Below are 22,866 nucleotides of genomic sequence, written 5' to 3'. Positions count from 1 at the left end.
CGTGCTTGTCCGTTGTACATAGGATAGGAATTATTATAGCACAACAACTTACAAAATGTAAGTTTATGAGTAAATGTTTCTTTGTGTAAGCGTATTAGCGGCAGCATCCTGCCGGGAACAGTCCTATTAGCGTTAGATATAGTGTGTTGATTTTTACAATATTCATACAGAAAAGAGGGTGTATATGGAATATAATAGAAATGATTTGTATTCTTTTTACAGGAGGCATTTATAGTATGGGGAAAAAAAAGTTCAAAACCGGGATGCTCGCCGCTCTGATTGGAATCAGTCTGCTGGCTGCCGGAGATATGGCTGAGCCTGCAGCAGCTGACCAGCAGCATTCCTATATCTACAATAATTTCACAGGGAGTCTGGCTGAGCCGCCTGCTGCAGTAACGGTCTGGTCCAGCGCAATGGATGTGCAGGCTGATGACACGGCCGCCGGCCGCGGATCTGCGGTGACCGGAGAAGGCAAGGTTTATTTCATCCAGCAGGGCCAGCTGCTTGCACTAAATGTGCAGACCGGCAAAAGGAGCTGGAAATACGGTGCGAAGCTCAGTGCCCCGCTGCTGTATGCGGACGGAGTCATCTATGCAAGCTCACAGACCGGCACAATCCATGCGGTCACTGCGTCCACAGGCAAGAGCCGCTGGAGTTCCTCTGTACCGAGTAAAAACCCGCAGCAGCTGCTGATTGACCAGGGTCAGCTTTTTGCTGTGAATAATGATATTCAGGCCTATGATCTGCAAACCGGCAAGCTGCAGTGGAAGGATAATTACAGTGAGCCGCTGTGGCAGCCTGTTCAGGTGCGGGAGGGCCTTGTGCTCGCTGTGGACACGGTATCCGGCGCCTATTCGTATGACTTGCTGCATGCCTTTGACCGGAAGACCGGCAAGCAGCTGTGGGAGGCGGGGAATTATGCCATGCCTGTGGCCGCCGGAAACGGAACACTGGTTGCACAGCGGACATCCAATCTGCTGCAAATGGTCGCGCTGCCTACGTTAGATACGTTGGATGCAAAGACCGGGAAGGTGCTGGGCACAGCTGAGTATAACCCTCAAAATATCAGTCCGGATGAAGCGCTCAACAGCAGCGGGCAAGCCTGGATCAGCGGTAACCAGCTGTATATTAGTCAAGGCAATGCCGTGTACTCTTATCCGGCAGCTGCAGATCAGGCCAAGGCAGTTAAAACTACCTATTCAGCTGCGGGCGGCGGAAAAGACCTGAGGTATGCTGCAGGCCCTTATGACGGAAGAATACTTTTCAGCGATGGGGAGACGGTGTACGGGGTTAAAACAGCCAACCGTCAAGGCGTCTCTTATTACGGCGGCGCATCGATTGCCCGCTTCGATCTGCTTGGTCACGGCATGTACATTGCCAAGGCAGACGGCCAGCTGGTAGCAGTCAATCTGATTACTGGAACCCAGGTGCTGCAGCTTAAAACCTCAGGCAGAGCCTTTGGCCCTACCTTGCTGGAAAACGGGATGATCCTTGTCCAGAGCAAGGGAAAGATCACGGCGTTTAAAGAGCCGGCAGTACTCAAGATGAATAAATAGGCTTTCCCTGTTACCAAAATATTGTGTCTTTTTGTTGACAGACCTGCAGATAGGTGATATTTTAAATGCACAAATTCAAATTGTTTTACTGTGAATTACATCGGCCGACTGTACAGACAGAGGTGCCCGTGCTATCCAGCGCGAGGTCCCTCTGTTTTTTTGTATATCAGTTTGTATACCAGCAGAACCAGAAGGAGGAGCAGAGATGGGAGAGGTAATGCTGTCCATCGCGCAGCTGAACAAAAGCTTTGATACCGCCGGAGGCCAGGTTAAGGCGCTGCATGAGGTAAATCTCGACGTGCAGCAAGGGGAGTTCATCACCGTGATCGGCCCGAGCGGCTGCGGCAAAAGCACACTGCTGCGCATTGTCGCCGGACTGGACACCGGCTATACCGGCAGTGTAACGCTGGAAGGGAAGGCAATCGGCGGTCCGGGAATCGACAAAGGGTTTATTTTTCAGGAGCACCGGCTGTTCCCGTGGCTTACCGTTGAGAAGAACATCGCTTCGGATCTGCCGCTCAGCCGCCCGGATGTCCGGCAGAAGGTGGATGAGCTGATTGAGCTGGTGAAGCTGACCGGCTTTGAAAAAGCGTACCCCCGTGAGCTGTCGGGAGGAATGGCCCAGCGGGTGGCAATTGCCCGGGCACTGCTGCGCAACCCGAAGATTCTGCTGCTCGATGAACCGTTTGGTGCGCTGGATGCTTTTACCCGGGCCCATATGCAGACGGTGCTGCTGGATATCTGGAGGAAGAACAGGACAACGATGATTTTTGTAACGCATGATATTGATGAAGCGGTGTATTTGGGAGGCAGAGTAGTGATTCTGGAGCCGCGGCCGGGCAAAATCCGCAAAATTGTGCCGGTTGATCTGCCATATCCGCGCAAAAAGACAACTACGTCCTTTCAGGAGCTGCGCCTCAGGGTGCTGAATTATTTTGAGAAGGTGGATGAGCTGGAATTGACGGACGGGGCAGGGATCTAGACCCAGGTTTAAAATAAGAATATAAGGCAGTATTGCCGTCTTATATCCGACTTAAACAATGCGAATTATATATAATCTGAGGAGGCGTTTATATGAGTAACCAGGCTGTGGCCGCAGGCTCAGCCGGTAAACCCGGAAAAGCGGTTATTGCCGGACTCGGCCTGCTGCTGCCGGGAAGCCTGCTGATTGTGTGGCAGCTGCTGGGCGATTACGGGATTTTGTCAGAAATGCTGTTTCCGACACCTTATACCATCGCCCAGTCGTTCCTTTCACTGGCCGTAAGCGGCGATCTGTGGAGCCATTTCCGGGTCAGCGCAGTAAGGGCCTTCTCCGGATTTCTGCTCGGCGGGGGGCTGGGGCTGCTGCTGGGCATTCTGGTCGGACTGTTCCGCAGATCGGAGCGGCTGCTGGACCCGTCGCTGCAGATGATCCGGATGATTCCGAGCCTGGCAGTGGTACCGCTGTTTATCCTCTGGTTCGGAATCGGCGAGGAATCGAAAGTGCTGCTGATCGCGAAAGGCGCGTTCTTCCCGGTGTATATTAATACCTTTATGGGCATCCGCGGCACAGACAACAAGCTGTTCGAAGTATCCAGGGTACTCGGCTTCAGCCGGGTGCAGCAGGTTCTCCGGCTGGTGCTGCCGGCGGCGGTACCGAACATTATGCTCGGTGTACGCCTGTCGCTGGGATTGTCCTGGCTTGGACTGGTCGTAGCCGAGCTGATCGCCTCCACCTCGGGCATCGGCTACATGATGTCGGACGCCCGCCAGTTTGCCGATACGCCGGTTGTATTTGTCGGAATTATTGTGTTTGCCGCTGCAGGGCTGCTTAGCGATACAGCTGTCCGTCTGATTGAACGGCGGCTGCTGAGATGGAAGGACAGCTATCAAGGATAGGAGGAAGGTACAGCATGAGCAACGGGGTAGAAATGGTTGTAAAGTCAGCAAAAACGGTAAGGGAGGCGCATGATTACACAGGAACCGCACCTGTTTCTGCTTCTAACAAGCAGAAAAGGTCATATTCTGTTCGGACTAAGACGCTTTTGTCCGACTGGGCAGCCGGGGCTGCCATACCGGCGGCGGTCATTGTGCTATGGCAGCTCGGCGGGAGTGCGGGCTGGATCTCGCCGGAGTTTTTGCCGACACCCTGGTCGATTCTGTCGGCTTTTGCCGGACTTGCGGCCAGCGGCGAGCTGCTTCATCACCTCGGGGTGAGCATCGGCAGGGCCGGGCTCGGCTATGTGATCGGCGGAGTCCTTGGCCTGCTGCTTGGTGTATTGACCGGCTTGTTCCGCAAAGCGGAGTATCTGCTTGACCCTAGTGTTCAGGTGCTGCGGCTGGTTCCGCATCTGGCGATTGCCCCGCTGATTATTCTCTGGTTCGGCTTCGGCGAGGTATCGAAGGTAGCCATTATTCTGAGCGGGGCCTTTTTCCCGCTGTACATCAATACCTTTATGGGGATTCGGAGTGTGGACAACAAGCTGTTTGAGGTAGCCAGGGTGCTTGGATTCGGTCCGCTGCAGAAGCTGCACCGGCTGATTCTGCCGGCTGCGCTGCCCGGCATTCTGCTGGGCCTGCGGCTCTCAATGGCGGTAGCGTGGATCGGCCTGGTTGTTGCCGAACTGATCGGCTCTTCCTCCGGGGTAGGGTTCCTGATTAATGAGGCAAAGCAGAACTCCAATACTGAGGTCATTTTTGTGGGCATCATTATTTTCGCCATTGTCGGCAAGCTGATTGATTCCTTATTCCGCGTCATCGAACGCAAGCTCCTGCACTGGCGGGACAGCTATCAGGGCTAAATTAACCAAGGGGGCTGAAGGTAAATGAATCTTTCGATAGGACATACAGGAACTCTGAATTTGCAGGCGGATGTACTGGTAATCGGCGGTGGTCCGGCAGGTACATGGGCTGCACTTACGGCAGCAGCGAAAGGGGCCAAGGTTATTCTGGCCGATAAGGGCTACTGCGGCTCCAGCGGAGCTACTGCTCCGTCAGGCACCGGAGTATGGTATGTGATGCCGGATGACAAGCTGCGCGAGGAAGCCAAGGCCAGCCGTTACTCGATGGGCGGCAAGCTGGCCGAGCACCGCTGGATGGACCGGGTGCTGGACCGCACCTATGAGAATATGAACCGGCTGGGCGTTTCCGGCTACCCGTTCCCGCTGGATGAGCACGGCAACCAGTATCGCAGGAGCCTGCAGGGGCCGGAGTATATGCGGCTGATGCGCAAGCTGGTCAAGAAAGCGGGAGTGAGGATCCTGGATCACAGTCCGGCGCTTGAGCTGCTGGCCGATGAGCATGGCGTTGCCGGGGCAACCGGTGTGCAGACCCAGAGCGGAGAGGGCTGGAGCGTACAGGCGGGCGCCGTGGTTATCGCGACCGGCGGCTGCGCCTTCCTGAGCAAGGCGCTGGGCTGCAACGTGCTGACGGGTGACGGCTATCTGTTCGCCGCCGAGGCCGGGGCCAGCCTGTCAGGCATGGAATTCTCCAATGCCTATGCGATCTGCCCGACCTTTTCCTCCGTCACCAAAACAGCCTATTACAGCTATGCAAGCTTCTATTATGAAGACGGCAGTGTGGTAGAGGGGGCAGGCTCCAAGAAAGGGCGTTCGGTCATTGCCCGTAATCTGCTGGCCGGCCGCCAGGTGTATGCGAAGCTGGACGGTGCTTCAGAGGATCTGCAGCCGCTGCTGCGGGTTGCCCAGACGAACTTTTTCCTGCCGTTTGACCGCCGGGGCATTAATCCGTTCAAGGATGCTTTCCCGGTTACACTGCGGCTGGAAGGTACGGTGCGCGGAACCGGCGGCATCCGCATAACGGATGAAGACTGCAGCACCGGCGTTCCGGGACTGTATGCTGCAGGCGATGCGGCAACCCGCGAGCTGATCTGCGGCGGCTTCACCGGCGGCGGCAGCCACAATGCCGCCTGGGCCATGTCCTCCGGCTCCTTTGCCGGAGAAGGCGCAGCCGCTTATGCCGCCGGACTTGGGCAGCATGCGGCTGACCGCAGGCCGCGCGGGCTGTCCTCCTCACCGCTGGTTGACCAGCAGGTGAAGCCGGGAACGGCGGCGCGCGCAGCGGAGTTTGTCTCGGCTGTGCAGGACGAAGTCAAGCCGTACGACATCAACCTGTTCCGTACGGAGCAGGGGCTGACCTCCTCGCTTGGCCGCCTGGACGGACTGTGGAAGGAGCAGCGCAGCCGGGAAATCCAGCGCACGCCGGAAGGTGTAAAGGCCCGCGAAGCGGAAGCCATGACGGCGACTGCCCGCTGGATGTACAGCTCGGCACTGGCCCGTACGGAAACGAGAGGCATGCATAAGCGCGAGGATTACAAGGAAACAGACAACAGCCAGCATCACCGGCTGATCAGCGGCGGACTGGATCAGGTATGGGTTAAGACAGAAGAAGTTGCGAAGGAGAGTGTCCTACTGTGATTGAAGTCATCAGCGCTGCCAGGTGTGTAGAGTGCAACCAGTGTGTATCCGTCTGCCCGACGAATGTGTTCGACCGGGCACCTGACGGAATTCCCGTCATCGCCCGGCAGAGCGATTGCCAGACCTGCTTCATGTGCGAGCTGTATTGCCCTGTCGATGCCCTGTACGTTGCTCCGGATTCCGAAGCTGTAACCGGTGTGACCGAGGCGGAGCTTGAAGAGCAGGGGCTGCTCGGCGGGTACAGGGAGAAGGTAGGCTGGGGCAGAGGCAGACAGCCGGTGGCAAGCCACGATTTTATGTATAAATTAGCGGCCAGAGCCGGGTTCTAGTAATAGCAATCATTTGATATCAGACCGAGGGGAGAACAACATTAATGAAATCGTACAGAGAGATTCAAAGCGGACGGAAAAAGGGTGCCCGTGGGCTGCTGCTTGCAAGCCTGGTCATGATCATGCTGGTGCTGCAGGCGTGCGGCAATAATGCCGGCTCCGGCGACAGCGCATCTTCAGCAGCAGGCGGCGATAATACTGCGGAGGCGGCAGGCAGCGAAACAACAACGGCTACTGCACCGGCTGTGCTGAATTTCGGCTATATCGGCTCCAACAAGCTGAACGTGCCGGGCGGCGCGGAGGGCTGGGGCTTTTACAAAGGGATCATTCAGGAAGAATTGAAAAAATACGGCATCACTGAAGTGAAGCTGACCGGCTTCCCGAACGGACCGGACCAGACGGAGTCGCTGATCAGCGGCCGGCTTGATTTCGGCAGCCTCGGGGATACACCGGCGATTATCGCCTATGCTTCCGGAGCTAAAACCCGGCTCATCTCGCAATCCTCGGCCCACACCGTAGGTTATCTGATTGGTAAAAAGGACGGCCCGAAGACCGTTAAGGATCTTCAGGGCAAGACCATTGCCATCCAGAAAGGCTCATTTATGCACCGTTACGTGGTAGGGCTCCTGCAGCAGGAAGGGGTAACCGACTATAAGCTGGTACACATGCTGATTCCGGATGCTACCGCTGCGCTTGCCAGAGGGGATGTGGATGCGACCACTAACCTTGGGGTTCCGGCATTGAAGCTGATTGACGAAGGCTATACCCATCTGGATGATGCCTCGAAGCATCCCGACCTGCTGGGCTCCAGCGCAACTGTAGTATCTGAGGAATACCTGGAGAAATTCCCGGATTTCCCTAAGGTATGGAACGAGGCGCGTGAAAAAGCGCTGGCTGATCTCAAGCAGCATGAAGACGAATACTACCAGTTCCTGGCCGAAATCGGCGATACCACGCCGGAGCTGGCCAAACAGGTGAATCCGATCAGCGATATCAAGGATACAGCCTTCACGGAAGAAGGCACCAAGCTGCTGGAGGGCACGAAAAACTTCCTGGTCGAAGAAAAGCTGGCCAAAAAGGATTTCAACATCAGCGACTGGCAGCTGCAATAACGTCTAAGCCGGAGGGATGAGCTTATGGGAAACGGGACTGTAGCGGTGGAGAGCTTCAGATTGCCGCTGGAGAACAGATTGTATCTGGAGGGGGAGGTAAGGGTTCCTTCGGATGTCGTCCGGGACGGGGATGATCTTAGCGGCGAAAGTGAAGGCAAGGCTGAGGGTAATGGCTTAGGCGAGAGTTACAGCAGGGATAGAAATGAAGGTAATGTTGTGGGGAAAAGCAAGGTCAAATTGCCGGTGGTCATCCTCAGCCACGGCTTCAGGGGGCATAAGGACTGGGCCTTCTGGCCGGATGTGGCCACAAGGCTGGCCGAAAGCGGATTTTACACGGTCAGCTTTAACTTCTCGCGGATCGCTGCTCGCCGGTTGGCGGGGGCAGGGGCGGCTGGGATCGCTGAAGCAGCAGGGAGTGCTGAGGCTTCAGCAACGGTTAGGACTGGCGGGGTTGCAGGGACTGCTGGAAGCGGCGGAACTACCGGAACTACCGGAATTGCAAGTACTGGCCGGCCTGCTGAAGTTTCCTGGAGTGCTGAGAGTGCCGGGCCTGCTATCATTGCAGATACTGCTGAGCGGCTGGCGGCAGAGTCTGCTACACTGACCCGCGAACTGCAGGATCTGGAGCTGGTGCTGAGCGTTCTGCAGAGCGGAGGACTGCCTCTGGCAGAGCTGGCGGATGCAGGCCGGATCGGCATTCTCGGCCACAGCCGTGCAGGCGGCGGCAATATTATTTTCGCCGCCGAGCATCCAGAGGTGGCCACCCTGGTTGTCTGGAACGGCGGCTCGCCGCCGGCCCGGATACCTCAGGACGGCGCCCCGGAGCTGACGCTGCAGGAGCAGATTCTGGAGCGGGATCAGGAGCTGAACCGTGAACGGTTCAATATTGAGCAGGCGCTGGGACGGGTAACCGCCTCAGCTCTGGTCGTCCAGGGCGATCAGGACCGGGCTTCCCTGCTGAAGCAGAATGCCCTTTTCCGGGAGCAGGCGCCGCAGCACCATTATGCTGTTGTGAGAGGTGCTGACCATACCTTTAACACGACCGACCCGTATGAGGGACCTACCCCGGAACTAAATGAAGCGTTGGCTTTGACGCTGGAGTTTCTGCATGGAAAGCTCGGCTAAGGCAGAGCCGGTGTGAACTTAGTTGGATTTTCGCCGCTTAATTCTGCTGTTATCCGGAAATGTGGATCATTAGGTAGAAAAAAGGCATCTAAATCGGGCCGAATGGACCTTTTGAAGCACATTTTGCAAAATGAAGCGGCGTTTTTCCATCTAAGCTGCCCCACCGGGCTACCTGGGAGAATTAGTTGGCGAAAATCCACTAAGCCGGATGAGCGAACGTTAAAGTTCTTAGAGCAAGCTAATCAGCGAACTACCGAGCATCAAGCCATCAAGGGGATCTATTGAGTCTATTTTTGGGGATGAAATTACTTAGTAAGGCTGCGAATGCCACACACAGCGGGAGCTATCACGTATTTAAGGAGGAAGACTATGCCGCAGCAGCAGACAACAACAGATGTGCTTGTGCTGGGCGGAGGCCCGGCCGGGGCATGGGCAGCATGGCATGCGGCTTCGCAAGGCGCACAGGTCATTCTTGCCGACAAAGGCTACCTTGGAACAAGCGGCGCGACAGCACCGGGCGGGACTACCCTGCTGGTGATTCCGCCGGTGGCTGAGCTGCGGGATGCAGCGGTTCAGGCCAGGCTGCGGGCAGGCGGCTACCTGTCAGAGAACAGCTGGATACACCGGGTGCTGGATCAGGTGGAGCAGAATTTGCGGCAGATTGAGGAGTGGGGTTACCCTTTTCCGAAGGATCAGAACGGTAATCCGCTCCGGACCCATCTGCATGGCCCGGAGTACATGAAGATTATGCGCCGGGTTGTGCGAAGGGCGGGTGTAAGCATTCTGGATCAGTCTCCTGCGCTGGAGCTGCTGCATGACAAGCATGGCGTCGGCGGAGCCCGCGGCATTAACCGCCTGACTGGGGAGACCTGGGAGGTGCGGGCCAATGCGGTGGTTGTGGCTACAGGCGGCTGCGCTTTTCTGAGCAAGGGCCTGGGCTGCAACGTGCTTACCGGCGAAGGCCTGCTGATGTCGGCCGAGACAGGGGCTGAACTATCGGGTATGGAATTCACCAGGCAGTATGCCCCGAGCTTTGCGGACGGCACGGTGACGCGCGGGCGGATGCTGGCCTGGGCAACGCTGTATGATGCGGCGGGTAATCCGCTGCACCGCGGGGACCGCACCTTCGGCAGCATTCCGGAGCTGATGCTGAAAGGGCCGGTCTATGCTTCACTGGACCTGGCCGACACGGAGGCGAAGCAGCAGTTTCTGCGGAACGCCCATCCGATCTTTTTCATGCCGCTGGAGCGGGCGGGCATTAATCCGTTTAAGGATAAATTCCCGCTCACGCTCCGCTATGAAGGCACGATGCGCGGCACGGGCGGCCTGCGCCTGACCGGCGCCGACTGCAGCACCACGGTGCCGGGCCTGTATGCCGCGGGAGATGCCGCCTCCCGCGAGAAGGTCACCGGCGCCATCTCCGGCGGCGGCGCCTACAACGCTTCCTGGGCCATCTGCAGCGGCAGCTGGGCTGGCCAGGGAGCCGCCCGGCACGCGCTGTCGCAGACGCGCCGGGCGGACAGCCGGCAGCTGCGCGCCGCCGGCCGTATGGGGCTTGCCGGCGGAGCCGAGGCAAGCGGGACGCTGGACCCGAAGCCGCTGATCGCGGCGGTCCAGCAGGAGATCCTGCCGCTGCGGATCAATTACTTCCGCAGCGAGCCTGGGGTAGCCGCCGCGCTGCAGCGGCTGGATAGCCTGATGCCCTATATCACCGGCCGCCCGCCGGCCACGGTACAGGGCATCGTGCAGTCCCGCGAAGCGGCGGCCATGCTGCAGGCCGGCCGCTGGATCTATACCGCTGCACTGGCCCGGAAAGAGACCCGGGGGCTGCAGCGGCTGGAAGAATATCCGGCGCTGGACCCGCGCCAGACCCACCGGCTGATCCTCTCGGGCATCGCTCAGATCAGAACAAGTACAGAGCAGGTACCGCATGCCCGTGAGCTGCAGGCACCGAGAGAGGAGCGGGCGATATGATTGAACTGGTCAGCAAGGACCGCTGCATCGGCTGCAAGCTGTGTGTAAAGGTTTGCCCGACGAATGTTTTTGACATGCAGGGCAAGCTTGCTGTCATCGCCCGCCAGGAGGACTGTCAGACCTGCTTCATGTGTGAAGCCTATTGTCCTGTGGACGCGCTTTACGTAGCGCCCCAAGGCGAGGTGTCCGTTCAGGTTGACGAACAGGAGCTGATTGCCTCCGGGCTGCTCGGCAGCTGGCGGGCGGAGATCGGCTGGAATCCGGGGTCAGAGGATACGATGGCAGAGCGGGATACGACGCCTTTCTTTGAGGTGTTCACTGAGGCTTACAGGGGCCAATAAGGGACTGGAGGAGATGCTTTTTCCGTATTGTCATTGGTTGTAGTACCGCGTAGCCGTTCACTACAAATAGGGTGTTCCGTAAGCCAGTTCCTTCTGCGGCTTGGGAACACCCTATTCATGTCGTCTCAATAGTCTACAATTAAACCCTACAGCAATTCCTCTACAGCCGGCTCGATATCCAGCGGATCAACCGGAGACTCAAACCGCTTTACTACATTGCCTTCGCGGTCAATCAGGAATTTGGTGAAGTTCCACTTTATTTCATCATCCGTAAGGGAAGAAGGGTCCCGTTCCTCCAGCATTTTCTGCAGCAGCCTGCTGCCGGAGTGATCCGGATCGAAGCCGTCAAAGCCTGCCTCAGTGGTCAGATAGCTGAATAACGGATGCTTGTCTAGTCCTTTGACATCAATTTTTTCAAAGAGGGGAAAGCTAACCCCGTAGTTAATCTGGCAGAAGACATCCACCTCTTCATTGGAGCCGGGCTCTTCACCGAACTGGTTGCTTGGAAACCCGAGAATCTGGAAGCCGCGGTCCTGGAACTTCTCATAGAGCTTCTGCAGGTCAGAGTATTGCGGGGTGAACCCGCATTTGCTGGCGGTATTGACAATCAGCAGGACTTTTCCCTTGTATTGCTCAAGGCTAATTTCTTTCCCGCGGATGTTGCGGGCAGTGTATGTATAAATACTCATTGGCAGCTTCAGCCTCCCGGAATTGCATATTAATGATTTTTATAAATTTAATTGTATACAATTAAATCAAGTGTGTCAAACCGTTTGTTGAATTTTTTATGTACGAAGCAGGCTGTTAAGCTTATACTAAGGTGAACGGACCGTTTCTTCAGCAGGCGGAGCGTCTCCCCGGTTATTTAAAAGAATATATTGCTGGAGGAAATTTGATGAGCACTACAGAACTTACTAGCCAACTTTCCAGTTTTACAGGAAGATTACTCAGAGAACGTTTCGGAAAAGGCCCCGAATCAATACATGCTTCCATCGGGCCGCAGTGCATCGCGCTGCATATCCGGAATTTTATCGGGCCTGTAGAGCGGTTTCTGCTGAACAAAGAAGAAGAGCAGGCTTTCCGTTACACACGGGAGCTTTTAATGAAATCCCTGCTTCCCGAGCTCTCGGCTTACCTGAAGGAAACGATGGCTATTGAGGTCAGTGAGATTTTTTATGATTGGGGTATACATAACGCTTCCGGGATGATTGTTGCGCTCCTCAAAAACGACGGAGTGGCCTGTGATCATTATGCCGGACGTGAAGAGGTACATGCCCAGATTAATGAAGTAAGCCGAAAGGTGCAGAAGGAACCCGAGTTTACCGATTCCTGGTGGCTGGGAACCCGTATTCTGATCATCAAGCGCGAGGGCATTCTGATTCCTCTGGAGAAGGAACTGATTGGCCTTGGCTATGAGAATACACTCAAAACGACCAAGCGAAAGATGGAAAAACGCTATCTGGAAGACACCACCACGATTGCGCCTATGCTGGGCAAGGAGCTGTCCGATATTTATGTGGATTGGGATTTTGATAAAGACACAAGTGTGATCGCATATACGTTTCACTAAACAATATATGGGCGGAAATGAGTCGGACATGAGAATGAGCCGAACATGAGCCGAAGAAGGGGGATAGGTCCCTTTCTTCGGCTTTTTCTCTTTTTATGAATGGTGGACAGTAATTTTTTGGGGGGATTCAGCAAATGGAGGAGTATCAGCAGAGCGTGCTGTACGTGGAAGATAATGAGCTGAATATGGCGTTAATGCATCATATCTTCAAAAAACATCTGCCCTCCGTATTGCTGCTGAAAGCCGAAACGGCCGAGCATGGACTGGAAATTGCAGCCCGTCAGCTGCCGGATCTGATTATTATGGATATCGGCTTACCCGGTATGAACGGCTATGAGGCCATGGAAAGGTTAAGGTCTAATGAACGTACAGGCCGGATACCCGTTATGGCCATCAGTGCTTTTGCGCTGCATTCGGATATTGAGCAGGCCAGATCGCTTGGCTTTGCTGCTTATCTTACAAAACCGTTCCAGGTTAAAGTCTTTACGCGTACCGTAAAAGAGCTGTTAACCGGAGGCCCCTATACTCCATAGGGCAGAAATTGATAGGTAATATCCATGGTAGAGAGCTGGGGAGAGCTCCGTCTGATGGTCGGTTTGTCAGCAAAAAGAAGTGAAGTGCTGTGCAGTCCCTTTTTTGCGGGAAAATCTGGTGTTTTTTTCCTGATAACAGCATTTGACTTTCGCCCGTAGATGCAAGATATTAATATTACAGATTTTAATAACTCGAATTGTTTTTATTACTCCACAAACGGGCGGTGGATCAGATGGTCAGACATCATCCAGAAGCGTTTTCCCACTTGGGGCAGGCGTATCAGGAGGGTACTGTCGGGGCAGCCTTTCTTTCTGTTGAGCAAAAATGGACAAGCATCAGTCCGGAAGTAACCTCACTGTTGGGGTACACAGAAAAACAGCTGCTGGGGCATGATATCAGGGAGTGTTTATTCAAGGATTCTGTGGAGATATATAGCGGGAAAATGAGGGCTCTCCAGTCAAGCGGGGTTCCCTTTTTTGAAAGTGGAGTCGAGATGATCGACGCGCATGGACGGGTAATCCCGCTGCTTCTGCATATTATGCTCATCAGCGATCCGTCCAGCGGTGCTGCGCTATATTATATTGTTCATCTGACAGAGCGAAAAGAGGATACAACTGTACCGGGCGGCTATGCTTCCGGGGATGAGCTGTACCGGCTGGTTGCAGTTAATATGAGGGACATCGTCTACTACGCCACACCGGATCAGATCTGCCGGTATTGCTCGCCGTCGGTCCGTGAGGTGCTTGGTTATGAGCCTGAACAGTTGACCGGCCGCGATATAAGCAGTCTCATTCACCCGGATGATCTTGCCCCGCTCAGCAGCCTTGGAGGTCTGCAATCGGAGGAGATAGAGAGGATACAGCTGCGTATTCTTCATGGTGAAGGGCGCTACGTATGGATGGAATTTACGCTGCGCGCCCTGAAGGATCAGAACCGCCCGGGCTTGCTCGCCGTAGGCCGGGACATTACAGAGCGTAAAAACGTAGAACAGAAGCTTCAGGAATCGATCGAGCGCTATACCTCACTCAAAAAATATAATCATGATGCAATCATTTCACTGGATCTTTGCGGTAACATCATCAACGGCAACGAGCAGGCCTGCCAGCTGACAGGCTACTCCATCCCTGAGCTGGCCGGAATGAGCGCAGCCAGAATTATAGGGGAGCAGCAGCTTGATGAAGTACTCAACTACAGCGGAGTCAGTAGCAGCAGGGAGCAGGATATCGAGGTTGTCTGGCACAAGGACGGCCACTGCGTCGAAGTACTGACTTCCATTGCCCCCATTATTATCAATAAGGCCAAGGTAGGATTCTATATTATTGTTAAGGATATTACCGAACAGAAGAAGCTGCTGATTGCCAAGGAGACGGCGGAGAGCACGAACCGGGCCAAGAGTGAATTCCTGGCGATGATGAGCCATGAAATCCGTACGCCGATGAACGGTGTGATCGGGATGACAGATCTGCTGCTTGATATCAGTGAGCAGGGCTCTGTACAGCGGGAATATCTGGAGATCATCCGGCAGAGCGGCGACACTCTTCTGAGTATCATTAACGATATTCTGGATTTCTCCAAGAATGAGGCAGGCAAAACAGAGCTGCATGAGCAGCCCTTTGTGCTCAAAGACTGCATAGATTCTGTGTTTGAGCTGTTGCACCGCAAAGCAGAGGTCAAAGGGCTGGCCATGACGGTCCACATTGATCCTGATGTACCCGGAACCGCCATCGGGGATAGTGACCGGCTCAAGCAGGTGCTGCTTAATCTGGTCGGCAATGCGGTGAAGTTTACTTACACCGGAGGTGTCACGGTTAAAGTCTCCCTGCTTGATCAGCAGGCAGGTCAGACCAGGCTGCATTTCAGCGTAGCCGATACCGGGATAGGGATTCCCGAGGATTTCCGGGACCGGCTGTTTGAGCCGTTTGTCCAGCTGGATCACTTTATGGGCCGGCGGCATGAAGGTACAGGTCTGGGGCTGGCGATTGCTAAGCAGCTGGTCGAACTGATGGGCGGGTCCATCCGCTTGAATACCAGCGTGCGGCAGGGGGCAGAATTCGAGTTTACGGTCAGGCTTCGTCTGCAAAACGCCCTGTCTGAAGAACAGGAGGGTGCATCGCTTGCTGCCTCTGGTCAGGTCAGCCGGGTTCTGCGGATACTGGTCGCTGAGGATAATGAGATTAATCAGATTGTGCTTCGCAAAATTCTGGAGAAACGCGGCTATGCTGTAGATGTTGTGACTGATGGTCTGGGGGTTGTACAGCTGGCAGGAACCACAGACTACGACCTGATCTTTATGGATGTGCAGATGCCGGGAATGAACGGGCTGGAAGCCACCCGGGTCATCAGGCAGTCACTCTCTCCGGAGCGACAGCCCGTAATCATTGCAGTTACGGCCAATGCGCTTAAAGGTGACCGCGAGCTCTGTCTGGAGGCTGGGATGGACGAATATATCAGCAAACCGCTGCGCAGTGAAGCCGTTACTAACCTGGTCAGCAAATTTTTCAGTGATTCAGGCGGTCTAGTTTAGACACTTTTACGGGGCTTACAGCTCTGAAAGGCTTCTGTCCATTAGATGATGTTAATTTATTGCACTAAAGCTGCAAAACGGTGCAATAAACCATTGCATCCTGTACACATTTTGATTAAGATAGCAGAAACCGGCGCGGTATGCGCTGGATATGAAGCTAAAGACTATGACGAAGAGAGTAAGTGTTATATACGGATCTTAACAGGGAAGGTGTGCCGGAGACTGAGAGCACCCTCAGGAGACGTTCAATACTGAAGTTCACTTCCGAGTCGGCCCCTGAAGTATCTGCTGCAGCATTTATGCGTAGGTGGGTCCGTGCCCCGCGTTAACGGGTGTAAGACAGAGTTGGTCCAGGTCTGAAGAATGGCAATGCCGTTTCTTCCGCCATACATTGGACCTGTCTCTAAATAAGGGTGGTACCACGGCTCCTCGTCCCTTGCGGCGGGGGGCCTTTTTGCGTTCATAAATTCAAATATTCAAGAGGGAGTGGAAGGTAAATGACTAACGTGGAACTGGATGAATTGAGAGCGCGCCTGGACGAGATTAACGGACAGCTGCTGGAGCTGATCTCGGAGCGTGCGCAGGTAGTACAGGAAATTGGCGTTGTAAAAGAAAAGCAGGGTGTGCCGAAATTCGATCCGGAACGTGAAAAAGCGATGCTGGAGAAGCTTGTAGCGAGCAATAAAGGACCTTTCACCGCGGGAACGATCCGCAGCCTCTTCAAACAGATTTTCGCTGCTTCTCTGGATCTGCAGTCTGCTGAGCACAAGAAGAGCCTGCTGGTCAGCCGGAAAAGTCATAAGGAAGACACGGTTATTGTCCTTCCGGGGGATATTGCCATCGGCGGCCTGTCCTCGGTTATGGTTGCCGGGCCTTGCTCGGTAGAGAGTGAACAGCAGACCCGCACCGTTGCTGCGGCACTGCAAAAGGCCGGAATCAAGGTAATGCGCGGCGGCGCCTTCAAGCCCCGGACTTCACCTTATGATTTCCAGGGGCTTGGCATGGACGGACTGCGTATCCTCCGCGAAGCAGCCGATGAATACGGCCTGCTGACGATCAGTGAAATCGTTGATCCGGCGCATCTGGAGCCTGCGCTGGACTATGTGGATATTATCCAGATCGGTGCACGCAATATGCAGAACTTCGAGCTGCTGAAGGCGGCCGGGGAGCTGAACAAGCCGGTCCTGCTGAAACGGGGGCTTGCGGCGACCATGGAAGAATTCCTGCATGCAGCTGAATATATTATGTCACGCGGTAATACGCAGGTTATGCTGATTGAACGCGGAATCCGCACCTATGAGAAATGGACGCGCAATACACTCGATATATCGGCAGTACCGATTCTCAAGCAGGAGAGCCATTTGCCGGTTCTGGTCGATGTTACTCACTCCACAGGACGCAAGGATATCCTTATTCCTTGTGCCAAGGCTGCGCTTGCCGCCGGTGCCGACGGTATTATGGTAGAGGTTCATCCTGATCCGGCCACAGCGCTCTCCGATGCGGCGCAGCAGCTGAACATCGAGGAATTCAACACCTTCTTCAGCGAGGTTAAGGCTTCCGGGCTGTTTCGCCAAAATTAAAAATGAGCGGATTTGCGAGGAAATAGCAGGAATTGTGAGAATTTGACGAAAACAACCGCTTACAGGTGCATATGTAACTTTTGTGAGGATTAAGGGATATCAGGTACAATGGGGAACATTGGCGTTGCACCGGACCGGGACATCTGAGGGATGTGCCCATAACCTTATCAGACACAGGAGGAAACAGCATTTTGAAGCAAAATCAATTGAATAACGGCTGGTTATCCAACACCAGAAGTGATGTATTGTCCGGCATGACCGTGGCCATAGCGCTGATTCCGGAAGCAATCGCGTTCTCGATCCTGGCCGGAGTCAGCCCGATGGTCGGTTTGTACGCCTCCTTCTGCATTGCGGTAATCACTGCACTCGCCGGCGGCCGGCCCGGCATGATATCGGCAGCGACCGGAGCTATGGCTCTGCTCGTCGGCAGCCTTGTGCTGAATCACGGCATCGAGTACCTGTTCGCGGCGACGATTCTCTGCGGAATCTTTCAGGTTCTGATGGGCATGCTGAAGCTGGGCAGGTTCATTACCTTCCTGCCGCAGCCGGTCATGACCGGCTTTGTCAACGCGCTGGCGATCCTGATCTTTATGGCCCAGCTTGTACATTTTGAGGGGCAGGGCTGGGTGATGTATGCTCTGGTAGCACTGACACTGGTTATTATCTACACGGTGCCGCGTTTCACGAAGGCGGTGCCTTCAGCGCTTGTGGCTATCATTATTGTATCGGTGCTCAGTATTGTGCTTGACCTTGATGTGAAACGGGTAGGGGATATGGGGGAGATCACCTCGGCCCTTCCGCTTTTCCATCTCCCGCAGCTGCCGCTTACGCTGGACATGCTGCTGACGATCCTGCCGTATTCCTTGTCGCTCGCCGTAGTCGGGCTGCTTGAATCGCTGATGACGGCAACGCTGATCGATGATATTACCGGCACTCCAAGCGATAAGAACCGCGAGGCCAAAGGCCAGGGGCTGGCGAATATCGTCACCGGCTTCTTCGGCGGTATGGCAGGCTGTGCAATGATCGGCCAGTCTATGGTCAATATGAAATCGGGCGGACGGACCCGCCTGTCCACCTTTGTATCCGGGGTTTTCCTGCTGATTCTGATTCTTGTGCTCGGGGATGTGGTCAAGCAGATTCCGATGGGTGCACTGGTAGGAGTCATGATTATGGTGTGCGTCAGCACCTTTGAATGGAGCTCTTTAACCTCGCTGGCCCGCGTTCCGCGTGCGGACGCCCTGGTGATGATCGTTACGGTAGTGACAGTAGTGGCTACAGATAATTTGTCGATCGGCGTACTGTTCGGTGTTCTGCTAAGCGCACTTTCCTTTGCCTGGAAAATGGCTTCAATCAGCCTGAACGCCCATACGGCCGGATATACCGTTACTTATACAGTCACGGGACAGCTGTTCTTTGGAACGACCAGTCATTTTGTTCAAGAGTTCAATTATGAGGCCGATCCGGAGCAGATTGTCATCGACTTTAGCCACTCCCATGTATGGGATCAGTCAGCCGCCGGAGCGATTGCCAAAACCATCAGCAGATATGAGGCTTTGGGCAAAAAAGTAACCATTACCGGCTTAAACGAACAAAGCACACAGCTCATTGACCGCATCGGGCTTGGCTTGTCCGGAGGACATGCTTAACCGGGGGAAATAATATCAGGACAGACAGCTTTCTCTGCGGAGAGAGCTGTTTTTTTGTTTATGCCAGCTTGGGATTCAGGTTCCGTTGCTCCCCGCGCCAGCGTGGGTGGAGCCGAATGGAACAAATGAAGGGCAAAAATGCCCCTGATTTCGGCCTGCGGAGCCAAATGGGCCAAATGAAGGACAAAAATGCCTCTGATTTCGCCTCACGGAGCCGAATGGGCCAAATGAAGGGCAAAAATGCCTTTGAAATCGGCCTGCGGAGCCGAATGGGCGAAATGAAGGGCAAAAATGCCTTTGATTTTGGCCTGCGGAGCCGAATGGGCCAAATGAAGGGCAAAAATGCCTCTGATTTCGCCTCATGGAGCCGAATGGAACAAATGAAGGGCAAAAATGCCTTTGATTTCGCCTCACGGAGCCGAATGGGCGAAATGAAGGGCAAAAATGCCTTTGAAATCGGCCTGCGGAGCCGAATGGGCCAAATGAAGAGCAAAAATGCCCCTGATTTCGGCCTGCGGAGCCAAATGGGCCAAATGAAGGGCAAAAATGCCTCTGATTTCGCCTCATGGAGCCGAATGGGCGAAATGTGTGAAATGAACAGGTGTTTAAAAGTATTTCTTGGTGTTAGATATGTTTGTATTAATGGCTGCAGCCGGAAATGCAACAACATTGTAGTCGCAAGGCATCTATATCGTTACCTTTGCCGGCGGTGGGATACTTATACTTTTAAGTAATAATTCTACTAAGCCAGAGGTGTCAACCGATGAACATCATTCCAAAAGCGGCAGCGCTGCTGGCCGCACTGTCCCTTCTCACCACAGGATGCGGATTTTCCGGCAGTAATGATAGAGAACAGTCTCCTGTTAAAGGGCCTGTTAACACGGCCTCGTTACCCGCCACTGATCCCCCGGCGTCCATTCCCAGTGGGCTATCATCCACTCCCGCTGCTGAGCCATCCATACCTGCAGCTGCGGAGCAGGCAACAGTAACCACGCCCGCTCTGTCCACGGACCATACGCAGCTGAAAGCTATCATCACCCTGGACTGGCAGGAGGCAAAGCTGCCGCCGCAGGCCGAAGCCTCGACAGGCATGCCTGCAGACGCGCAGAGGGTGTCAGTGCAGCGGATGAGTGATTTTGGCGGAACCGAAATCATTTTTTATACCCTTCCGGGAGATGAGGACTATGTGTATGCTGACCTCAGGACATCTGCAGCCCATTACAGCCTCGGTCCGGCCGGTACCTATAATTACCGTAAAGCGGAGGATCTGAATGCAGCAGCGGTTAGTGCCTTTATCGGTATAGCTATAAAAATCACCGGAGGGCTGGGTGCCAACTCAACGCTCAGCAGTTACTACACGATAGATAAAGCCGGAATACCGGCGGGAATCCTGCAGGTGGACACCGGGCATACCCGAGAAGCTGATGTTGACCGGGATGGAAGTATTGAAGTGGTGTCTGCTCACGGTACGCCCATGGCTGCATATGTGTACCGCTGGCATGACGGACATGCCGAGGAGGCTTATCTAAATGATGCCCTGCAGGCGGATTCCGTGGTGCTGAGGGACGATCTGATCTATGAAGCCGCTGATTTGGGTGAATCCGCAGCAGAGGAATACCGGCTTACTTCCGAAGGCCTGATCCTGCAGACTCCATAGGCAGCAGGTGGTATGCTGCCAGAGGTCTTATTTTTCTGGGCGGATCGGGGCTGAAGCGCCGCATATCGTGGGCCAGGAGAAGGCACCGGGCATCTATATCTATAGAAAAGAGAGCCCTGCCCGCAAGTTGATCTCCGGGCAAGGCTCTATAAACAGCTGCATCGGCAGGCTTGTCCGATTTGCTGAATCAGTATTGATATAACATTGTAGGAATCTGCCAGCCGGCCCCTACAGACCAGAAGATAATGTGATCCCCGCGCTGAATCCGTCCTTCCTCCACCCCGCGCTGAAATGCGATGAACGGGCTGCTGGTAGCTGTATAACCGAACTCGCCGCCAATATAGATAAACCTTTCAGTCTCAGCTTCCAGGCCGAGGCCTTTTTGGATCAGCTCGATATTCTTCAGCGAAAACTGCGAAAGGCAAAACGCGGAAATATCTCCGGCGGCAAGACCGTTCCTGTCGAGCAGTTCCTTAATGTCATTAACCGCTGCTTCAACACATACGGAACCGTCAAAAGGATTCCAGCGGAGCTTGATATCATCCTGCGTTATGCCCTCCCGGTAAATGCCGGACAGTCCGCAGGCCGGAAAGGTAATGCTCTCCCAGATTGCAGAATCGGTATAATATATTGAGTCCTTGAAGCCCGAAGCTTCCGGGGTCCGCTCCAGAATGATAGCCGCGGCGGCATCCCCGAAATTGGGATATGTAATCTCATCGTCTGTCCTGCAGTTAATGGAGCTGTAGTCGCTGCCGACAATCAGCGCGTAGCGGATGCTGCGGTTAGCCTGCATATAGCGGCTGGCCTGCTCGACAGCGGTTACCATCCCTGCACAGTTGGCATTGGAATCGAATGTAATAGCGCGGTGCTTACCGCCGAGCCGGTGATGCAGCAGCAAGGCATTGGTCGGGTAAGTGTATTCCGGTGTCTGTGAGGCGAATACGATCATATCGAGATCCTCACCCTGCAGCCCGGCATCAGCCAGTGCCTTTTGTGCTGCTTCATAGCCCATCGTTAAAGCATTCTCATGTTCGTCCTTAATAATATACCTGTGCTCACGGCCCATCATTTCCAGAAACCTCTTGATATCCTTGCCTAGAGCGGCGAAGTGCTCCAAGTAATAATCATTGTCTACCACATGCTGCGGATGATAATAAGCGGCATTGCAAATTCTGATATTGTCTCCGGTATGATCCATGAGCTTCACCTACACTTCGATAATTTCGTAATTTTCAAGTTTGGTGCTGCGGGCGACCCGGCTGAGCTGCATTTTGAGGATCGGGCTCTTGGTGATGGTAAAGATCACCTTTTTGAAGCCGGACTGCTGATACAAAAGATAGCACTGCTCCAGCATAGGCAGCACATCAGCAGTGGAGACATTCAGCTTGGTGCAATCCAGCATAATGTCGTACCGGGAAGGATCGAACTGGCTCACAATCTGATTGTATTCCTGGATAAAACGTCCGGCATCCTCCTCCGACATTGTTCCTTCCACTTGTACATTTAGAATAGCTTCTGCGGAATTTGTTGCAAAATTAAAGCTTCCCATCTGTCCAAACATCTCCTTATCACTAGATAAATGTTAAAAAAAGGTATTCATAATTACTCATTTATTATAACGATTGCAACTGTTTTGATAAGGGATATTTTTCATATTTAACCTTTTTATTTTTTTAATATTAATAAATAGGATGTAAATTTTATGCCGTTAAGCTGCCGGGAAGGCTGCCGGTTGCCCTTTTGCTTTCCAAAGCAGGCCACTATTGGTATGATTACAAGGTGTGAGAACATCTACAACCATGGAGGAATTAACAATGAGTGAGAACACAATATCCCGGATCATAGATCATACGCTGCTCAAAGCGGATGCCCGCAAAGAAGATATCATCAAGCTGGCGGAAGAAGCCAAAACCTACAAATTTGCGTCCGTCTGCGTCAACCCGGCGTGGGTGGCGGTAGCCCATGAAGTGCTGAAGGATACTCCTGAAGTAAAAGTATGCACCGTAATCGGCTTCCCGCTGGGAGCTTCAACTCCGGAGACCAAAGCTTTTGAAACAACCAATGCCATTGCAAACGGTGCTGGCGAAGTAGATATGGTCATCAACATCGGTGCTTTGAAGGACGGGGACGACGAGCTGGTGCAGCGTGATATCGCAGCTGTTGTTGAGGCGGCACGCGGCAAAGCGCTGACCAAAGTCATTATCGAGACTTGCCTCCTGAGCGAAGAAGAAAAGGTTCGCGCCTGCAAGCTTGCTGTAGAAGCAGGTGCAGATTTCGTGAAAACTTCGACAGGCTTCTCAACAGGCGGAGCAACGAAGGAAGACATCGCTCTCATGCGTGCAACGGTAGGTCCTGACATCGGCGTAAAAGCTTCCGGCGGCGTACGCAGCAGCGAAGACGCGCTGATCATGATCGGAGCTGGCGCAACCCGGATCGGAACAAGCGGCGGGGTAGCCATTGCCAAGGGTGAACAGAGCCAGAGCAGCTACTAACAGGCTGGTTT

Annotated in this window: 21 protein-coding genes; 18 read left to right on the top strand and 3 right to left on the bottom strand. The window is 54.2% G+C overall.

The genetic code is table 11. The annotated features are described in order from the left end of the window. Positions 1-236: 236 nt before the first annotated feature. The 10 genes from AC4G46_RS28455 to AC4G46_RS28410 all read left to right on the top strand — a co-directional run bounded on the left by AC4G46_RS28455 (position 237) and on the right by AC4G46_RS28410 (position 10,852). A complete protein-coding gene (locus tag AC4G46_RS28455) occupies positions 237-1,556 on the top strand; it encodes a PQQ-binding-like beta-propeller repeat protein (protein WP_491125633.1) in 1,320 nt (439 codons plus the stop codon). Positions 1,557-1,761: 205 nt separating this feature from the next. Beyond that, positions 1,762-2,538 carry an ABC transporter ATP-binding protein gene (locus AC4G46_RS28450; protein ID WP_491125632.1) on the top strand — a complete coding sequence of 259 codons (777 nt, stop codon included), beginning with the start codon at positions 1,762-1,764 and terminating at the stop codon, positions 2,536-2,538. A 92-nt stretch (positions 2,539-2,630) separates the two neighbouring features. Further along, positions 2,631-3,434, top strand: a complete 804-nt coding sequence (locus AC4G46_RS28445; protein ID WP_491125631.1) for an ABC transporter permease — start codon at positions 2,631-2,633, stop codon at positions 3,432-3,434. A 14-nt stretch (positions 3,435-3,448) separates the two neighbouring features. Further along, positions 3,449-4,336 (top strand): ABC transporter permease, encoded by an 888-nt coding sequence (locus AC4G46_RS28440; RefSeq protein ID WP_491125630.1) that lies wholly within the window; start codon positions 3,449-3,451, stop codon positions 4,334-4,336. Positions 4,337-4,360: 24 nt separating this feature from the next. Beyond that, complete coding sequence (locus AC4G46_RS28435) at positions 4,361-5,971, top strand: FAD-dependent oxidoreductase (RefSeq protein WP_491125629.1); 1,611 nt, start codon at positions 4,361-4,363, stop codon at positions 5,969-5,971. Further along, the gene (locus AC4G46_RS28430; protein WP_491125628.1) at positions 5,968-6,300 is read left to right on the top strand and encodes a 4Fe-4S binding protein; all 333 of its coding nucleotides are present in this window, start codon (positions 5,968-5,970) and stop codon (positions 6,298-6,300) included. The genes AC4G46_RS28435 and AC4G46_RS28430 overlap by 4 nt, the downstream gene beginning before the upstream one ends. A gap of 44 nt (positions 6,301-6,344) precedes the next feature. Next, positions 6,345-7,412 carry an ABC transporter substrate-binding protein gene (locus AC4G46_RS28425; RefSeq protein WP_491125627.1) on the top strand — a complete coding sequence of 356 codons (1,068 nt, stop codon included), beginning with the start codon at positions 6,345-6,347 and terminating at the stop codon, positions 7,410-7,412. Between the two features lie 24 nt (positions 7,413-7,436). Continuing rightward, positions 7,437-8,537, top strand: coding sequence for an alpha/beta fold hydrolase (locus tag AC4G46_RS28420; protein WP_491125626.1), 1,101 nt, complete (start codon positions 7,437-7,439; stop codon positions 8,535-8,537). 369 nt (positions 8,538-8,906) lie between these two features. Then, a complete protein-coding gene (locus AC4G46_RS28415; protein ID WP_491125625.1) occupies positions 8,907-10,511 on the top strand; it encodes an FAD-binding protein in 1,605 nt (534 codons plus the stop codon). Then, positions 10,508-10,852 (top strand): 4Fe-4S binding protein, encoded by a 345-nt coding sequence (locus AC4G46_RS28410; RefSeq protein WP_491125624.1) that lies wholly within the window; start codon positions 10,508-10,510, stop codon positions 10,850-10,852. The genes AC4G46_RS28415 and AC4G46_RS28410 overlap by 4 nt, the downstream gene beginning before the upstream one ends. Positions 10,853-10,998: 146 nt before the next feature. Here AC4G46_RS28410 and AC4G46_RS28405 read toward each other — a convergent pair whose 3' ends face one another. Then, positions 10,999-11,541, bottom strand: a complete 543-nt coding sequence (locus AC4G46_RS28405) for a glutathione peroxidase (RefSeq protein WP_491125623.1) — start codon at positions 11,539-11,541, stop codon at positions 10,999-11,001. Between the two features lie 206 nt (positions 11,542-11,747). On the opposite strand from AC4G46_RS28405, the gene AC4G46_RS28400 reads away from it, so the two are divergent. From AC4G46_RS28400 to AC4G46_RS28370, 7 genes are all read left to right on the top strand, one after another. Next, on the top strand, positions 11,748-12,422 hold the full coding sequence (locus tag AC4G46_RS28400; RefSeq protein WP_090714556.1) for a Na-translocating system protein MpsC family protein: 675 nt from the start codon (positions 11,748-11,750) through the stop codon (positions 12,420-12,422). A 134-nt stretch (positions 12,423-12,556) separates the two neighbouring features. Next, complete coding sequence (locus tag AC4G46_RS28395; RefSeq protein WP_491125622.1) at positions 12,557-12,955, top strand: response regulator; 399 nt, start codon at positions 12,557-12,559, stop codon at positions 12,953-12,955. A 233-nt stretch (positions 12,956-13,188) separates the two neighbouring features. Beyond that, a complete protein-coding gene (locus AC4G46_RS28390) occupies positions 13,189-15,480 on the top strand; it encodes a PAS domain S-box protein (RefSeq protein ID WP_491125621.1) in 2,292 nt (763 codons plus the stop codon). A gap of 497 nt (positions 15,481-15,977) precedes the next feature. Further along, on the top strand, positions 15,978-17,060 hold the full coding sequence (locus tag AC4G46_RS28385; protein WP_068729691.1) for a bifunctional 3-deoxy-7-phosphoheptulonate synthase/chorismate mutase: 1,083 nt from the start codon (positions 15,978-15,980) through the stop codon (positions 17,058-17,060). 191 nt (positions 17,061-17,251) lie between these two features. Continuing rightward, entirely contained in the window at positions 17,252-18,706 is a 1,455-nt protein-coding gene (locus AC4G46_RS28380; protein WP_491125620.1) for a SulP family inorganic anion transporter, read from the top strand. A gap of 116 nt (positions 18,707-18,822) precedes the next feature. After that, entirely contained in the window at positions 18,823-19,440 is a 618-nt protein-coding gene (locus tag AC4G46_RS28375; protein ID WP_491125619.1) for a hypothetical protein, read from the top strand. Between the two features lie 29 nt (positions 19,441-19,469). Then, positions 19,470-20,363, top strand: a complete 894-nt coding sequence (locus AC4G46_RS28370) for a hypothetical protein (RefSeq protein ID WP_491125618.1) — start codon at positions 19,470-19,472, stop codon at positions 20,361-20,363. Between the two features lie 187 nt (positions 20,364-20,550). On the opposite strand, the gene AC4G46_RS28365 is transcribed toward AC4G46_RS28370, so the two are convergent. Then, complete coding sequence (locus AC4G46_RS28365; RefSeq protein WP_491125617.1) at positions 20,551-21,561, bottom strand: ketoacyl-ACP synthase III; 1,011 nt, start codon at positions 21,559-21,561, stop codon at positions 20,551-20,553. A 9-nt stretch (positions 21,562-21,570) separates the two neighbouring features. Then, positions 21,571-21,912: a hypothetical protein gene (locus AC4G46_RS28360; RefSeq protein ID WP_491125616.1), complete on the bottom strand. Its 342-nt coding sequence runs from the start codon at positions 21,910-21,912 to the stop codon at positions 21,571-21,573. Between the two features lie 265 nt (positions 21,913-22,177). On the opposite strand from AC4G46_RS28360, the gene deoC reads away from it, so the two are divergent. Beyond that, positions 22,178-22,855 carry a deoxyribose-phosphate aldolase gene (gene deoC, locus AC4G46_RS28355; RefSeq protein WP_277470978.1) on the top strand — a complete coding sequence of 226 codons (678 nt, stop codon included), beginning with the start codon at positions 22,178-22,180 and terminating at the stop codon, positions 22,853-22,855. The last annotated feature ends 11 nt before the right edge of the window (positions 22,856-22,866 follow it).

The sequence above is a fragment of the Paenibacillus sp. fava2 genome (genome assembly GCF_058313675.1).
Note: the sequence above shows the minus strand (reverse complement) of the source record. Positions and strands in the feature narration are given on the sequence as shown.

Excerpts from the sequence above, each read along its gene's own strand:
- AC4G46_RS28370 (WP_491125618.1), top strand. The coding sequence starts at position 19,470 with ATGAACATCATTCCAAAAGCGGCAGCGCTGCTGGCCGCACTGTCCCTT.
- AC4G46_RS28385 (WP_068729691.1), top strand. The coding sequence starts at position 15,978 with ATGACTAACGTGGAACTGGATGAATTGAGAGCGCGCCTGGACGAGATT.
- AC4G46_RS28445 (WP_491125631.1), top strand. The coding sequence starts at position 2,631 with ATGAGTAACCAGGCTGTGGCCGCAGGCTCAGCCGGTAAACCCGGAAAA.
- AC4G46_RS28375 (WP_491125619.1), top strand. The coding sequence starts at position 18,823 with ATGGAACAAATGAAGGGCAAAAATGCCCCTGATTTCGGCCTGCGGAGC.
- AC4G46_RS28405 (WP_491125623.1), bottom strand. The coding sequence starts at position 11,541 with ATGAGTATTTATACATACACTGCCCGCAACATCCGCGGGAAAGAAATT.
- AC4G46_RS28365 (WP_491125617.1), bottom strand. The coding sequence starts at position 21,561 with ATGGATCATACCGGAGACAATATCAGAATTTGCAATGCCGCTTATTAT.
- AC4G46_RS28395 (WP_491125622.1), top strand. The coding sequence starts at position 12,557 with ATGGAGGAGTATCAGCAGAGCGTGCTGTACGTGGAAGATAATGAGCTG.
- AC4G46_RS28425 (WP_491125627.1), top strand. The coding sequence starts at position 6,345 with ATGAAATCGTACAGAGAGATTCAAAGCGGACGGAAAAAGGGTGCCCGT.
- AC4G46_RS28440 (WP_491125630.1), top strand. The coding sequence starts at position 3,449 with ATGAGCAACGGGGTAGAAATGGTTGTAAAGTCAGCAAAAACGGTAAGG.
- AC4G46_RS28435 (WP_491125629.1), top strand. The coding sequence starts at position 4,361 with ATGAATCTTTCGATAGGACATACAGGAACTCTGAATTTGCAGGCGGAT.
- AC4G46_RS28450 (WP_491125632.1), top strand. The coding sequence starts at position 1,762 with ATGGGAGAGGTAATGCTGTCCATCGCGCAGCTGAACAAAAGCTTTGAT.
- AC4G46_RS28360 (WP_491125616.1), bottom strand. The coding sequence starts at position 21,912 with ATGGGAAGCTTTAATTTTGCAACAAATTCCGCAGAAGCTATTCTAAAT.
- deoC (WP_277470978.1), top strand. The coding sequence starts at position 22,178 with ATGAGTGAGAACACAATATCCCGGATCATAGATCATACGCTGCTCAAA.
- AC4G46_RS28390 (WP_491125621.1), top strand. The coding sequence starts at position 13,189 with ATGGTCAGACATCATCCAGAAGCGTTTTCCCACTTGGGGCAGGCGTAT.
- AC4G46_RS28420 (WP_491125626.1), top strand. The coding sequence starts at position 7,437 with ATGGGAAACGGGACTGTAGCGGTGGAGAGCTTCAGATTGCCGCTGGAG.
- AC4G46_RS28400 (WP_090714556.1), top strand. The coding sequence starts at position 11,748 with ATGAGCACTACAGAACTTACTAGCCAACTTTCCAGTTTTACAGGAAGA.
- AC4G46_RS28410 (WP_491125624.1), top strand. The coding sequence starts at position 10,508 with ATGATTGAACTGGTCAGCAAGGACCGCTGCATCGGCTGCAAGCTGTGT.
- AC4G46_RS28415 (WP_491125625.1), top strand. The coding sequence starts at position 8,907 with ATGCCGCAGCAGCAGACAACAACAGATGTGCTTGTGCTGGGCGGAGGC.
- AC4G46_RS28455 (WP_491125633.1), top strand. The coding sequence starts at position 237 with ATGGGGAAAAAAAAGTTCAAAACCGGGATGCTCGCCGCTCTGATTGGA.